Consider the following 14,508-nt stretch of genomic DNA (forward strand, 5'->3'; position numbering starts at 1 on the left):
GCCTGCAGCTTAACGGCCGCGATCACGAGGCCCATTGCCGCCGGAGGCTGATGGCTCCATAGGGGTCATGGTCTCAAGCCCGCGCAGAAGCTGCTCTTCCGTCAAAACATCAACGACGTTGTCGCTCGATTGATCATCGCGACCCAACATTGGCGCGCGTCGCTCAACTGCGAGCACCGGTGCCGCGCCGGCTTCGGGTTCGTCGACTTCCACGTTACGCTGCAACGTGTGGATAAGACCTTCGCGCATGTCCTCGGGAGGAATCGTTTCTTCCGCAATTTCACGAAGTGCGATAACCGGATTCTTGTCGTTATCGGGATCAATCGTAATCGAGCTGCCGCCCGAAATGTTGCGAGCGCGGTGAGCCGCGAGCAAGACAAGCTCAAAGCGGTTAGGGATTTTATCGACGCAATCCTCAACGGTGACGCGTGCCATTCGTCAAAAACCTTTCGGAGCTAGAAATAGCTACTCGCCACGACGCACTTCAACACGTGCGGAATAATGCAATTCCACATCGATTGGAGGCGCTGCGGCGCTGTTATCAATTTAGTCTAACGCATTTTGGTAATCGCGCAAGCTGCGGGCTATGGCTATAGCCCTGGTTGCACCAACTTCTACTCGTTATATGCTCAAGTATATCCCAGACGATTTTCCCGCCTTCCAAATACTTGCCCGAACAAAGGCTGGCGTTTTTCTAATGCTGCATACCTCATATTCCACTCCTTTCGTCGAAATTGACGACGTGGGGAGAAGCAATATGATTTTTTTTCACTTTCCTTGGTGTGTTACGGGGAACTTACCTGCATGGCGCGACGTTTCGCCACAAAACCCTAGAGTTCTTGACGGTGAATATTCTTTGCCTCTCAATACATATCTGTTATGCACGCTGTTCATCAAAAAGTTGGCACCTTAGCTTTGTAGGCTCCCCACGTATGCCTTTGATATTATTATAGGCATGCCAGACTTCGATGAACTACCCCAACTACACATGATTTTCGTCGCGCCTCCTGATTTGAGCCGCTGACGCACAGCAAGGAAATCCGAATGTTCTTTTACCCGAACGAGCGTGTTGCTCTGTTTATCGATGGTGCGAACCTCTACGCAACATCGAAGGCGCTCGGTTTTGATATTGATTACAAGCGGCTACTCGCTCACTTCCGGCAGAAGGGGCATCTTGTTCGCGCGCTTTATTATACGGCGCTGGCGGAAGATCAGGAGTATTCGTCCATTCGCCCGTTGATAGATTGGCTCGATTACAACGGCTTTACGATGGTGACGAAGCCCACCAAGGAATTCACGGACGCGACTGGACGCCGCAAAGTTAAAGGCAACATGGATATCGAGCTGACGGTTGACGCCATGCGTCTTGCCGAGCACCTTGATCACATCGTTCTCTTCTCTGGTGACGGTGACTTCCGTTGCCTCGTGGCTGCCCTTCAGCAGATGGGGCGGCGTGTCAGTGTCGTCTCCACGTTGCAAACGCAGCCTCCCATGGTCGCCGACGAGTTGCGCCGGCAGTCGGATCAGTTCATTGATCTGGCGGAACTCGAAGCTCTCATCGGCCGCGACGCCGGACGCGGACCCCAACGTGAACGGGCCGCGCCACACGGCGGTTATCGCGGCGAGAATGACCCTGTTCCGTATGAAGACGACGATCTGTCGGAAGAGGAAGTTTAAGAGGGGCGCTTTGATTGCCCCCATACTGGTAGGGGGCACGAAACGTGCGGCTTGGTACGACGGAAGAACGGGCGGTTCCCCAGCAAATTACGCCGGAACCGCCACATGATTGCGCCTTGTGCCCGCGCCTTGTTGCCTACCGTAATGAAAACAAACGCGCTGAACCCGGTTGGTATAACGGGGCGGTCGGCTCGTTCGGCGAAGAAACAGCTCGCTTATTGATCGTGGGATTGGCGCCGGGACGCGGTGGCGCCAATCGTACGGGACGTCCCTTCACCGGTGATTACGCCGGTGATTTGCTCTACGCGACGCTTCTGGATTTCGGCTTTGCGGAAGGGAGCTATCAAGCTCGACCAGACGATGGGCTTGAGCTTCGCGATTGCATGATCACGAATGCAGTGCGGTGTGTTCCCCCTGAGAACAAACCTACCGGCGTGGAGATTTCCACCTGTCGTCAGTTCTTTAGCGCGCGTATGGAAACGCTTCCCAACCTCTCCGTTATCTTGGCGCTTGGGCGCATCGCACATGATCAAACGCTTTCAGCGCTAGCGTTGCGCAAATCAGCGTTCAAGTTTGGGCATGGCGCGCGCCACGAACTCGGTGGAGGGCGACTTCTCTTCGACAGCTTTCACTGCTCCCGTTACAACACCAACACCGGCAGGCTGACGACGGAAATGTTCCACGCTGTATTTGATGCGATCAGGCGTGAGCTTGACCAGATGCCGCCACGCGCTTGAACACCTCATGCGCATGGGTGTGGGGAGGATGCACGGGATAGTCCACGTGCTCAATGCATCCATCTGCGATGATCAGCGTCAACCGCGCTAGATAGCTCGTGTCTCCCGCTTTAAAGGTGGGGAGCTTAAGCGCTCGGGCGAAGGCAAATTCTGCATCGCTCAGCAACGGAAAGGGCAGCCCGATCCGTTCTGCGAATTCGGCTTGCCAGTCTGTGTCTTGGGTACTCAGGCCATATACGGAAATTTCCATCTCGCGAAGGCGCGGATATAGCTTGGCGAACCCTTCTGCCTCGGGCGTTGATCCATGGGCACCGGGAATGTCATCCCATCCCGGAGGGTTGGGCATACCCGGTTGCCCCGTCCATGGATAAGCGAACACGATCGAACGGCCTGGCAAATTTGCCAACGCAATACGATCGCCCGATGTTGCGTACAGGGGAATTTCGGGAAGCTTCAGCCCCACCCGCAGGTGGTCGGCGGCCCCATCGTCCAACGGTGCGGGATATGGCCACGGCTCGGCCATGGTTTCACCCCTTATCACGCAGCAATCGCGCTTTTTCCCGATTCCAATCGCGCTTTGCCGCGTCCTCTCGCTTATCGTGCAGCTTCTTACCTTGCGCTACGGCGAGACGAACTTTGGCGAGACCGCGCGGATTGAAATAGAGTTCCAATGGAACGATCGTCATGCCCTGGCGCGAGCTCGCGATCCATAGCTTGTGGATCTCCTTCTTGTGCATGAGCAAGCGGCGTTTCCGGCGCGGCTCGTGCTGGAAGAAGTTGCCCGCGGATAAGTACTCGGGGATGTTGGCATTGATGAGCCAAACGCCCCCATCCTCGATGGCTGCATAACTTTCAGCGATATTCGCTTGGCCTTTGCGCAGGGATTTGACCTCGGTGCCCGTCAAGACGATCCCAGCTTCATATGTTTCGCCGATCGCGAATTCGTAGCGCGCCTTCCGGTTTTCGGCGATGACCCGGCGGCCGGCATCTTTTTTGGCCGCCATGACGGACCTCTCGTGACTTAATGTGGTTTGGCGCTACGTCTCGGAAGCCGTAGCGCTCACCTATCGTGCGTCGCGTATCTTGCGATTTTACTCGGCAGCCTTGGCGCGTAGGAGTCCGACTTTGACGAGCGCGTTATCCACTGCCTGCTTTGTGGCTTCTGTGAGCGGAACAAGGGGAAGCCGAGTGTCGGGCGTGCACATCCCAATCCGCCAGAGAGCATATTTAACCGGTGATGGGTTTGTTTCAAGGAACAGCACATCGTGCAGCGGCATCAAACGATCCTGCAATCCCAGCGCGGTCGCATAATCGCCCTTCAGGCAGGCGTTCTGGAACTCCGCGCAGAGTCTTGGCGCAACGTTCGAGGCAACCGAGATGCAGCCTTGTCCACCGTGCGCCATAAAGCCAAGTGCCGTCGCGTCTTCACCCGAGAGCTGATTGAACTCAGGCCCCATGGCCGCACGTTGCTGAGAGACGCGTGCGAGATTCGCCGTTGCATCCTTGACGCCGACAACGTTGGGCAACTCAAAGCACCGGCGCATCGTCGCGACAGACATATCGATCACGGAGCGGCCCGGAATGTTGTAAATAATGATCGGCAGGTCTACGGCGTCGCTGATCGCCTTGTAGTGCTGATAGAGACCTTCTTGTGTCGGCTTATTGTAATACGGGGTGACAACAAGAGCGGCGCTCGCGCCTACAGACTTCGCATGCTTCGTGAACTCAACGGCCTCTTTCGTGGAATTCGAGCCGGCTCCAGCGATGACAGGCACACGACCTCGTGCGGTGGCTACTGTCAGCTCGACGACACGCTTGTGCTCGTCGTGAGATAAGGTGGGGCTTTCACCTGTCGTGCCGACCGGCACCAAACCATGTGTACCTTCTTCAATCTGCCACTCTACGATGCGAACAAATGCATCTTCGTCGAGTGCACCGTCACGGAACGGCGTAATCAGCGCAGTATAGGAGCCCTTGAACATCGTGACCGTCTTTCCCCGTTGCCAAAATGGCACGTTTTTAATTCGTGTTGACCAAATAGATTTCAGCTTACCGGTGCCGGCAATTGCTGTCTGCTTTCGCCATGACGCTGACAGTCAGGGCACGCGGCCGGCAGCACAATCCTTGAACGGGATTGACTCGCTTGTTAGGGTCCAGGCAAACGCGCACGCTTGTGCTGGCGCGAGTTGATTCGACCGCCGAGCAGTAGATTACGTGTTTGACTGACAGCTCGCAAGCGATGCCATGGGGCCGGGCAAAGCGAGGCAACGTTGAAGTATTTTAACCCTATCATTGGCTTTACATCAGTGCGGCGCATTCACCAGTCGTGGGGGACGCTCACAGGCCAATCTGGACACCGGCATTCAGAGCATCTCGGCCGTGTCGGGTGGCTTCTTGCGGTCGCGTTCGCGGCCTATACGATGTTGCTCCCCGCAGCACATGCGCAGCCGCCTCCACCACCCGGTACGAATCCTGAACGCGATCTCCAGTCGCTCAAGGCTGCCTACCGATTGCTGGATCACGATGGTCAACTCACGACGATCCGGATTTCCGAAGCGGAAGCCCGTTCCAACGCCATTTTTGACAAAGCCATCGCACCGGTGCGCACGCTTCCGCTTAGTCCGGCGGATGGTGAGGCTCTAAAGGCCGCTTTTGATGCCATTGGAAAAAATGATTTCGCGAATGCGAAATCTTTGCGCGGGCAAATCGATAACCCTGTCGCGCAAAAGCTGATTGATTGGGGGCTTCTGCGTCGGGGCGAGGGCGCGATCGAAAGCTACCAGGCGTTTCTTGCGGCCAATCCACAGTGGCCTAATCGCTGGCTGCTGATCGAACATCTGGAAGCCATGATGCTTCAGGTTTCCAATCCGCGCGTGGTGCTCGGGTATTTTTCTGGTCGAGAGCCTGAGACGGCTGCGGGTGAAGCAGCACTCGCGGCCGCCTATGCTGCGAGCGGTCAACGGAACCATGCCGTGAAGCTCGCCTCTAAGGCGTGGCGGGATGGCGATATTCCGGATGACTATGAGGACGATATTTTGGAGCGCATCGGATCGCTCCTGACGCATGCGGATCATAAATGGCGCCTGGATCGGCTTCTTACGGACGACTTCCGATGGAGCTCTTCGCGCAATACCCGGGCGGCAGTCGTTCGTCGCCAGATGAAACGTGTTTCCGAATTCGAACAAGCCAAAGCCAAGGCGCGCTTGTCGGTCTTCTTGCGTCAAAACGCTGCCGGGAAATTACTCGCAGACCTACCTGAAAAAGCACATACGGATTGGGGTGTGAGCTTCCATCGCATCATGCACCTGCGCCGCAGCGGCAATAAGGAGGAGGCTGCGAAGCTCCTGCTCAGCGCCCCGATCACCAAATCGGAAACAGTCAATCCGGATGCCTGGTGGGATGAGCGACGACTTACGGCCTATGCAGCGCTGGATGATGACAATCCGCAACTTGCCTATGAACTTGTGCGCGATGCGGGTCCGCTGTCTGTAAATCCGCTCAAAGAGCAAGCCTTCGTCGCAGGCTGGATCGCGCTGCGCTACCTCGGTGATGCGAAAGCAGCGATCAAACATTTTCGGGTGATGCACGAAGCTGCAGACGGTCCTCTCAGCAGAGCAAAATCCGGATATTGGCTGGGTCGGGCGCTCGAAGCGGTTGGCGATAAGGCGGCGGCCCGGGACTATTACAAACAGGCTGCGGAGCAGTTCGACACCTTTCACGGCCAGCTCGCTATGCAGCGGCTGAAGCCCGGCATTCAAGCTCTGCCGATTAGGCCGCCGCAAGCGCCGACGTCTGAACAAATCGCGCGCTTCCAAAGCAACGACGCCGTGCACGCCGCAGTCATCGCCGATAAAGCAGGGCTGGGCCGCAGCATTACGCGTCCCTTTTTAGCAAATCTGGGTGCGCTCGCAGATAATGAGGCGGACGCTGCGCTTGTGGCTCACTTAATGCGTGCTCTTGGGGATACCCAGCAGTCTTTGCGTATTGGGAAGCGGGCCATCGGTGCGGGCATGAACCTGCATTACTACGCCTACCCCGTGCAGGCGCTCCCTAAATACAAACCATTGCGGACGCCTCCTGAGACCGCTTTCCTGTTCGGCATTGCCCGGCAAGAAAGCGAATTCAATACTCAGATCGTATCAGGCGCTGGCGCGCGTGGCATCTTGCAGGTCATGCCGGTCACGGCGAAGCATGTTTGCCGCGACTACAGACTTAAATGTGAGATCTCGCGCCTGGGACGGGATGAAGCCTACAACCTGATGATCGCTTCAGCGTACATCGGCGACCGCATGGGGGAATTCCGCGGATCCTACGTGCTTGGTCTCGCAGGTTATAATGCGGGGCCTGGACGTGCGCGGCAGTGGATCCGTGAGTTAGGCGATCCGCGTGCTGCTGATCTCGATCCGATCGATTGGGTCGAGCGCATTCCGTTCAAGGAGACACGTGAGTACGTCGCGAAGGTTCTCTCTAATATCCAAGTCTATCGTGCGCGCCTCGGCGCCGGCGACAAGGCGCTCCGCCTTGAGGAAGACCTCGCGCGCGCCCAAGCCAGTGGGTCGCGCCGCAAATATGCTCCTGGTGCACGACGGACACGAGCTGCGAAGGACGGCTAAAATTCTTCACCGCAGACTTCGGTCTTGATTTGCGTCGCACGGCTGTTCGGCCGCAAAATGCTCCGAAACGGAGGAAACGGATATTTGTTTGCTCGCTCAGCGCCGGAGAAAACCCGGCTCCTGGGAAGCGCACAAAAACTTTAGCTAGCCAGACCACTGTGAGGGCGGGTGTTCTGGCTAGTATGGCTGTGGCTTACGTGATGGCGGCTAGTAGGCGCCATAGCGCTTTTTTTTGCGGGGATGTTCGCATGTCGGTCATGCAGAACCATTTTGACGATTTATTTTTTCGTGTTCGCGATGGGCTCAAATTGCACGGTCGCGTTTATCGCGCGCCGGCGTCACGGCTTAGACCTGTCGTTTGCCTGCCGGGGCTTTCGCGCAATTGCAAAGATTTCCACGATCTGGCTTGCTATCTTTCTGCTGCCGGTGCTCACGCGCGCGATGTTTATGTGCTGGACTATCGGGGTCGCGGGCAATCCGAGTGGGACCCTGATTGGAAAAACTATACGGTGCCAACTGAGGCGCTCGACGTCCTCGACTTCCTGGCTTTTGCGGGCCTCGATCATGTCGCGATCATTGGCACATCGCGCGGCGGTCTTATCGCAACCATTCTTGCAGCTCTTCAACCGGCCAGTGTCGGCACGATCATCCTCAACGATATCGGCCCCGTGATTGAAACAGACGGGCTGATGCGCATTGCAGGTTATGTGGGACGCATTCCGTTGCCGCGCTCTTGGGAAGAAGCTACCGCGCTTATGCGAGATATCAATCAGCGGCGCTTCCCCAACGTCCGCGCGGAAGACTGGGAGCTTCTGGCGCGCCAATGGTACAATGAAAAAAACGGCAAACCGGCCGTCAGCTACGATCCGAAACTCAAGAACACGATGTCCATTCTCGATGGGCCGATGCCGGCCTTGTGGCCGCAGTTCGAAGCATTGAAGCGTGTCCCGGTGCTCGTATTGCGCGGCGAGAATTCAGACATTCTCTCTCGCGCTACCGTGGAGGAAATGCACCGTCGGCATCCGGCTCTGTCCGATCTTGAAGTCCCCGGCGAGGGTCACGCCCCATTGTTGCGGGACGAATGGAGCATGCAGGCTATCGCTTCGTATCTTTCTACACACGACGGGACGCAACCGGCTTCTCACTCTGCGCATGCAGGATCAGTCAGCCCGAGAAGCCTCGCCCAGCGGGTCCTTGCGAGTTAGTCACTCGAAGGGGGGGACCATTGCAGGCTATCCACGGTCAAGGCGGCTGGAAAATTCCGTCTGCCCACCGGAAGCGAGGATGCGCGCCTGTTCTACCCAAGCTTCGCGTTCGATCCGCCCCTTGAAGTCGAGCACCTGACTGATCCTATCGATTTCAGCAGCACTCCAGTTGGCGATCTGCTCGTAGCGGTTGATACCCAGAGAGTTCAGTTTTTTCTCGATAAGTACGCCAATTCCTCGGATGCGTTTGAGATCGTCATAGCCTGTTTCGGTCTTCGCTTCGCCGCCGTTGAGCAAGGGTGACTTTACCGAACGCAAACCGGAGAGATCGGCCTCCATCGGCTCCGCGTAGCTTTGCTCTGCCTCGCCGACAGGCACCTCGACGATAGGGGTCGCGATAGCATCGGCGACGTCGAAGTTCTCTACGGTGGCATCCTTCACGGACGGTGCAGGGGTCTCTTCCGGAGAAGCTTCGAGGACTTCAGTTTCTCGCGCTTCGACGTCGGCAAACCGAGGCTGTTCGTGCCAGACTGGTTGCGGTTCCAAGCGTTGGCGACGAGAAAAAGCAGTCTCGCCTCCACCGGCAAGAATTTGCGCCTGTTCTATCCAATTTTCCTGACGGATGCGTCCGACCGGACCAATCAAGCCTTCGAAACGGCGCACCTCGTCTGGGTTCCAATTTGCAACCTGTTCGAACCGGTTCACGCCATTCGCGGACAAGATCGCGACTGCATCGCCATTGATACCGCGGATGCGCAGGAGATCATCAGTGACCGGCGGTGGTGCATCGATAGGAGCAAGGGCCGCCCTGGATGATGCGTCGTCGTTATCCGACTGATTGTCATCTGTCTGGGTTTGGGCTTTCGCAAGCACAGCCGCCGCTGCCATGATTGCCGCCATTTCATCGGCGGCCTCTGCGCTCGACTTCGTTTCAGCGCTTTCGGCTTTAGAGGTGTCGTCCCCTTCCTCAACCGGTGGCTTTGCGATCTCTTCAGTCGTGCTTAGATCCTCGCGAGGCTCCCCTAGAGCTGCTTCTTGCGGCGCGTCTGTCAGACCTTCCGAGCTCCCCGACGTTTCCGGGATGGTATCGACTTCCGGCTCCATGCCCTCCCGATAGACCTCGGCGGGGGTTGGCAGAGGCTCGCCTTTTCCTGAAAGTCGGCGTGCGTAGACCGTCTCGTGTCCACTGGCGAGGAGCTTGGCCTGTTCGATCCACCCCTCCCGGGAGATCCGCTGCTGGCCAAGGCTCGCTTCAACTCTGTCAACGTCTGCGCGTGTCAGACCCGCCAAGCGCGCATAGGAGGCCATGCCCAGTTCAGCCAAACGCGTTGCTGTTTCCTCATCGATGGCATGAATGCGCGTGAGGTCGTCAGGGCTTTGCGTCACAGAAGGTGCCAACGGCGCTGACGCACCTGTCACCCCGCCCGAGCTACCGGCGGCTGGCAAACTCGGAAATCCTTCACCCTGCGAAACCGGAGCGGATGTGGATGGGGGCTCATAAGGCGGAACGGCTGGAGCCGGAACGACGACGCGCGCCGGGGGCTGCCCGGCTTCGATAACGGGTGCGGTCTCTTGCGAACGCAAGTCACCGACTGACTTCAGACGCGTCCCAACAAGCGCGCGTTCGAACCTATTTTCATGCGACAGGTCCGCGACTTCCGGCGCCGGACCTGTCGCGGTCTCGATCATGGGCTGATCCGAAATTGCCGCTCCTGCAGCAACCAAGCTGTCGTCCGCGCTGATTGGAGCCACGAGCATTCGGTGCAACCAGCACCCACACATGGCTCCGAGCACGTACACCGTCAGCAACAAAAGCGCTGTCTGCAAAGTCAGAAACATCATTTGAGCTGCCCTTTTCCTTTACGCGCGTACTCCCGTTCGCATGCGATCAAGCGAGGCTTAGTCACGCGCACGGCTGCAGGAAAACCAGCCGACAAACAAGCCGATGGCGAAGGCGATAGCCAGATACCAAATCAGTTTGACGAACAGATAATCCATGCCCGTCTCCTCCCGATTACATTGAAGCCGGTCAATCCGTCTTTACAGAGAATTCGATCCGCCGGTTTCTCGCCCGATTACTCGCGGACGTATTAGGTACTATCGGACGCGTTTCACCGTATCCAGTTGCCGAAAGGCGAGACGTGTCGATGCCGGCATTGGTCAGATAATTGATGACAACTTGCGCGCGCTCTTTGGACAGTATGAGATTTTGATCACTGGGCCCGATAGCATCAGTGTGCCCGATGACCTCAATGCGGAAGTCTGGGCATCCCTTCACGATCTCGACCAAACGGTCCAGAGTTCCCGTGCTGCCGCTTTCAAGACGTGCACTGGCGAACCGGAAGCGTATCGAGCCCGTCGCTGCTGCAGACTGTAGCAGCTCTTCGCAACGGCTAGCTTCCGCCTTGCGTTGCTTCTGCTGTTCAGTTGACGGCGATGGATCGTTATTCGGCTTATTCGCAGCTCGTGCTTGTGCTGCTGCGGCTGCAGCCGTCTCGGCTTCGCGTCGCCGGTCGGCCTCCTCTTCAGCTTTACGTCGCGCTTCCTCAGCAGCCTTCTGAGCCGCTTCTTCCTCGGCAGCGCGGCGTGTGGCTTCCTCCGTTGCCCGCTGCGTCTCAAGGCGCGCTTGTTCTTCCTGCTTGCGCGCTTCCGCTTCAGCCGCCTGGCGTTGCGCCTCTTCTTCGGCGACGCGATCGGCCTCTTCTTTTTGCTTCGCCGCTTCCTCAGCCTGACGGCGCGCGGCCTCCTCAGCAGCTTTGCGCTTGGCTTCCTTATCCGCCCAGATCATGGCCTCTGAACGCACAATGATTTCAGGCTTTCCGACGTACCCCTTAGGCAGCGTATGCGAAATCTGATCTTTGACTGCGGAGGCAACCGCTGCGTCGCTTGCTTCTCCGCGCAACGTCAATTGCTGGCCATCAAGGATGGCCTCACCACGGCGCAATTTCGCGAGGAGCTGCAAGGCAGCAACGGAAACCTTTTGCCATTTTTCTGACGTTCCCGAAGCAAGCGTCATCTTGTTGATCAAACGTGCCCCGGAGAAAAGCTGCTCGGCGCTGCTAACCAAGAGCGTCTCGCTCGCTTTATCCGGCACCTCGCCTTCCAGTGTTAGTTCACCGTTGCCAGTGCTTTCAGCGCGCCACTTGAGATTAGGCTCGGGGGGAACGTCCAAAGCGATCTCAAGCTTGCTGTCGCATGCGCGATTGGCGGCGGCGCGCACCTGAGCCGGCAAAGCCTCTGCAAGCGCTTCATCCCGCGTTCTGCCAGTGAGTTGCATGGAACGATCGCTTAACGCGAGTGTGCCGTTTCCAAGTTTTGCCAAAGCATCCAGCCCCGCGAAGAGGCATGCCTGCCAGCCTTCCGGTGCCCCAGACCCCAGCGCGAGTTTGTCAACGGACTTCGCATCGGGCAGAAGTTTCTGGAGTTGCGTCATCACGGCGGTCCGCGCCGCATCACTTGGCACATATCCCGTGAGACTTACAAAACCCGGCCTCATCTCAATGTGTGTCGTGAAGGGACTAACAATCGGCGGCGGCGGCGGCGGATAACTCAAATCTGTGCGCGCTTTGAATGTCGCGGGAAGCGCACTCTGAAGCGCAGCTACCACGCGCGCGGCCGTCGCCTCATCGAGGGTGCGCCCCTTTAACGTGATGGCGCCATCCGATGCCTGTACGTCTGCCTCGCTGAGGCTTAGCAGGCTATTCAAAACCGCAACAGCGGCAGCATACCATCCTTCCTGCGCTCCACCGGCGACTTCCATCCGGTCGATGATTGCGAGCTTTGGGAATGTGGTTTTCGCTTTGTCAAACAGCTGCTCGCGTGTGCTCTGGTCCGGTACGTAGCCGTTCAAGACGATCTGTGTCGCTGTCTTCTGCATACCCCACTTAAAAGGGGATACGACCGGCGGCGTAATTTTATCGGCGATCAAGGTGGCCCCCGGGGGCAGATCACCGGAGAGCGCAGACTTGGCGCTTCTGTACGCAGCATGAGAAAGCGCTTCACCCGATACGGACAGCGCCAGTTGGTGAACCTCTACATTTCCAGATTTGACTTGGCCAAGACGGTCCAACCCAAAGCCGATCGTCTTGAGCCACGGATCGGGGTCGGGGCCTCCCAGACCGATCTTCATTCGATCGTCGATCGGCCGATCGGGAAAACGCTCGCGGACCAATCCGATAACGGTATTGCGTTTTGTCTCGTCAGGAACGTATCCCGCCAAGCGAATACCGCTGTCGGCCGCTTCCGCCTGCCAGAAATAATCACTTATCGTGTCGGCTCGCCTGATATCGGCTGCCAACGTCCGGACGCCCCAAACGCTGTGCGCGATTTGAATGGCCTTTTCTGGTTCGGAGTCATGCGACGTGTGTCCGGCCAAAGTGCCTTCACGACCCGAGAACGTCAGATTTGCCCAATCGACTCCGGCAACCTTCAGCGCTTGCTGCGTGCGCGCCGTCAAGTCGGCTTCGATACGCGGGCGCTCTTCCACCACCGTCAGCCAAACCAGTATGGCCAACGGAAGGAGCCCCCAAAGCCAGCGCCAAGGATTGCAACTCATCTGGCCTTCTGCTCCCACGTTCGTTGCGGATGGCTATTTCCGCGCGTTCCGATCTGGCGTTGCGGCTGACGGCCATCTACTGGCCACCGTGCCTGACGTGCCTATTGGTCGCCGACACTCTTGAGGATCGAGGATCCTGTTACCGCAAACTCGACTTGTAGCACCACAAGTGCAGATCCGTACTTATAACGCACGATCCGCCCAAGGCCCCCTATTGAGCCGTGTGGCAGGCCAAGGTGCAAGCCCCAGGATCATATTCGATCTGCCGGAGAGCATCATTTCGCAGGCAGGTGTGACCGGGCAATGACGGCTACGTAGAGGTAGAGCATCCATGTAACCAGGATATTGGCCCGTTTACCATGAACGAGTTGCCCTTGCCTCCAGCCCTATTTCCATCGTTGATCCCGGAACCGTCTGCGCTACACCAGCTCAGACAAGCCCGCGTCCGCGTGCGATTGCCGCGATGCCGGTACGGGCGACTTCGACGAGGCCGAGTTCGTTCATGATTGAAATAAACTGATCGACCTTTGATGAACGCGCACTGAACTCAAACACAAAGTGTTCTGTCGACGCATCAATCACTTCCGCCCGAAAGATTTCCGCCATACGCAACGCTTCAATACGCTTTTCGCCCTTGCCCTGAACTTTTACCAGGGCCAGTTCGCGCTCCAAGGGTTGTCCTGTCTCGGTCAGATCATGAACGCGGTGCACCGGCACCAGTCGTTCGAGCTGGTGCTTGATCTGCTCGATAACCATCGGGGTGCCTTTGGTTGCGATCGTGATGCGCGAGATGTGCTTCTCGTGCTCGGTCTCCGTCACCGTCAAGGAGTCAATGTTGTAACCACGCCCGGAAAACAAACCGATCACGCGTGCGAGAACGCCAGGTTCGTTGTCAACGATCACGGAGAGCGTTCGGGAAACGATCTCTTCGTGGGTTGAGAGGTTCGGGTAGTGAGACTGCGTTGTCGTTTGTGTCATAGGACGGTATCCATTTTCTTATGTGATGGTGTTTGATCTGATACGGGGTGCTGTTTCAGGCGGTGGCCTCGGCGCGAAGGTCAGCGACCACTTCATGGCCCTCTTCGTAGGCGTGAATTGTCCAGGTTTCCTTGAGGGCTTCCCGGTTCCAGCGCACGAATTCCGGATACGCGAGGACAGCGTCCATGTACGCCCGCGTCTCAGGCCGAACCTTGATCTGATAGGTATCGAGACGTGTCACGACCGGTGCGAACATCGCGTCCGCTGCGCAGAAGTCACCAAACAGGAATGGCCCATCCCCCGCGAAGCGCTCACGCGTCGTCATGAAAATCTCTTCGATGCGTGCAACGTCCGCCGCAACGTTCTCGCCGAAGTCGCGCGGAGCAAAGCGCTTACCCAGGTTCATGGGGCACGCTTGGCGGAGTGCTTGAAAGCCGCCGTGCATTTCCATCGAAATAGACTTCGCATGAGCGCGCGCGGCATCTCGGCCGGGCCAAACCGGCTTATCGGGAAAGCGGTCTGCTAGATAAGAAATGATCGCGAGGCTTTCCCAGACGACGACGTCGCCCGAGATCAATACGGGCACCTTGCCACTGGGCGAAAATTCGCGAATGCGTTCACTAGAATCCGGCTGTCGTAATGGAATGACAGTCTCTGTGAAGTCGAGCGCAATGGCACGCATCACAAGCCAGGGACGCATCGACCACGATGAGTAAAGTTTATTCGCGATAATCAAATGCATT

Annotated in this window: 12 protein-coding genes; 4 read left to right on the forward strand and 8 right to left on the reverse strand. The window is 57.5% G+C overall.

Going from position 1 to position 14,508, the window contains the following annotated elements; translation table 11 throughout:
* Positions 1-9: 9 nt before the first annotated feature.
* Complete coding sequence (gene rpoZ, locus K5845_RS08370; RefSeq protein WP_046478849.1) at positions 10-435, reverse strand: DNA-directed RNA polymerase subunit omega; 426 nt, start codon at positions 433-435, stop codon at positions 10-12.
* A gap of 609 nt (positions 436-1,044) precedes the next feature.
* Between rpoZ and K5845_RS08375 the strand changes: the two genes are divergently transcribed.
* Positions 1,045-1,677 carry a LabA-like NYN domain-containing protein gene (locus K5845_RS08375; RefSeq protein ID WP_046478850.1) on the forward strand — a complete coding sequence of 211 codons (633 nt, stop codon included), beginning with the start codon at positions 1,045-1,047 and terminating at the stop codon, positions 1,675-1,677.
* A 44-nt stretch (positions 1,678-1,721) separates the two neighbouring features.
* The gene (locus K5845_RS08380) at positions 1,722-2,414 is read left to right on the forward strand and encodes a uracil-DNA glycosylase (RefSeq protein WP_052743934.1); all 693 of its coding nucleotides are present in this window, start codon (positions 1,722-1,724) and stop codon (positions 2,412-2,414) included.
* On the opposite strand, the gene K5845_RS08385 is transcribed toward K5845_RS08380, so the two are convergent.
* The 3 genes from K5845_RS08385 to dapA form a co-directional block, all read right to left on the reverse strand.
* On the reverse strand, positions 2,377-2,937 hold the full coding sequence (locus K5845_RS08385) for a peroxiredoxin (RefSeq protein WP_046478851.1): 561 nt from the start codon (positions 2,935-2,937) through the stop codon (positions 2,377-2,379). The genes K5845_RS08380 and K5845_RS08385 overlap by 38 nt on opposite strands.
* A gap of 4 nt (positions 2,938-2,941) precedes the next feature.
* A complete protein-coding gene (smpB, locus tag K5845_RS08390) occupies positions 2,942-3,418 on the reverse strand; it encodes an SsrA-binding protein SmpB (protein ID WP_046478852.1) in 477 nt (158 codons plus the stop codon).
* An 87-nt stretch (positions 3,419-3,505) separates the two neighbouring features.
* Positions 3,506-4,396, reverse strand: coding sequence for a 4-hydroxy-tetrahydrodipicolinate synthase (dapA, locus tag K5845_RS08395; RefSeq protein WP_046478853.1), 891 nt, complete (start codon positions 4,394-4,396; stop codon positions 3,506-3,508).
* A 288-nt stretch (positions 4,397-4,684) separates the two neighbouring features.
* On the opposite strand from dapA, the gene K5845_RS08400 reads away from it, so the two are divergent.
* Positions 4,685-7,027, forward strand: coding sequence for a lytic transglycosylase domain-containing protein (locus tag K5845_RS08400; RefSeq protein WP_287958778.1), 2,343 nt, complete (start codon positions 4,685-4,687; stop codon positions 7,025-7,027).
* 248 nt (positions 7,028-7,275) lie between these two features.
* Positions 7,276-8,232, forward strand: a complete 957-nt coding sequence (locus tag K5845_RS08405) for an alpha/beta fold hydrolase (RefSeq protein ID WP_076605338.1) — start codon at positions 7,276-7,278, stop codon at positions 8,230-8,232.
* Between the two features lie 27 nt (positions 8,233-8,259).
* On the opposite strand, the gene K5845_RS08410 is transcribed toward K5845_RS08405, so the two are convergent.
* The 4 genes from K5845_RS08410 to K5845_RS08425 all read right to left on the reverse strand — a co-directional run bounded on the left by K5845_RS08410 (position 8,260) and on the right by K5845_RS08425 (position 14,507).
* On the reverse strand, positions 8,260-10,074 hold the full coding sequence (locus K5845_RS08410; RefSeq protein ID WP_287958779.1) for a helix-hairpin-helix domain-containing protein: 1,815 nt from the start codon (positions 10,072-10,074) through the stop codon (positions 8,260-8,262).
* A 187-nt stretch (positions 10,075-10,261) separates the two neighbouring features.
* Entirely contained in the window at positions 10,262-12,787 is a 2,526-nt protein-coding gene (locus K5845_RS08415) for an OmpA family protein (protein ID WP_287958780.1), read from the reverse strand.
* 429 nt (positions 12,788-13,216) lie between these two features.
* Complete coding sequence (ilvN, locus tag K5845_RS08420) at positions 13,217-13,765, reverse strand: acetolactate synthase small subunit (RefSeq protein WP_046478855.1); 549 nt, start codon at positions 13,763-13,765, stop codon at positions 13,217-13,219.
* Positions 13,766-13,820: 55 nt separating this feature from the next.
* Positions 13,821-14,507: a glutathione S-transferase family protein gene (locus tag K5845_RS08425; RefSeq protein WP_287958781.1), complete on the reverse strand. Its 687-nt coding sequence runs from the start codon at positions 14,505-14,507 to the stop codon at positions 13,821-13,823.
* Between the last annotated feature and the right edge of the window lies 1 nt (position 14,508).

The organism is Filomicrobium sp. (assembly GCF_025698805.1).
GTDB classification, from domain to species: domain Bacteria; phylum Pseudomonadota; class Alphaproteobacteria; order Rhizobiales; family Hyphomicrobiaceae; genus Filomicrobium; species Filomicrobium insigne.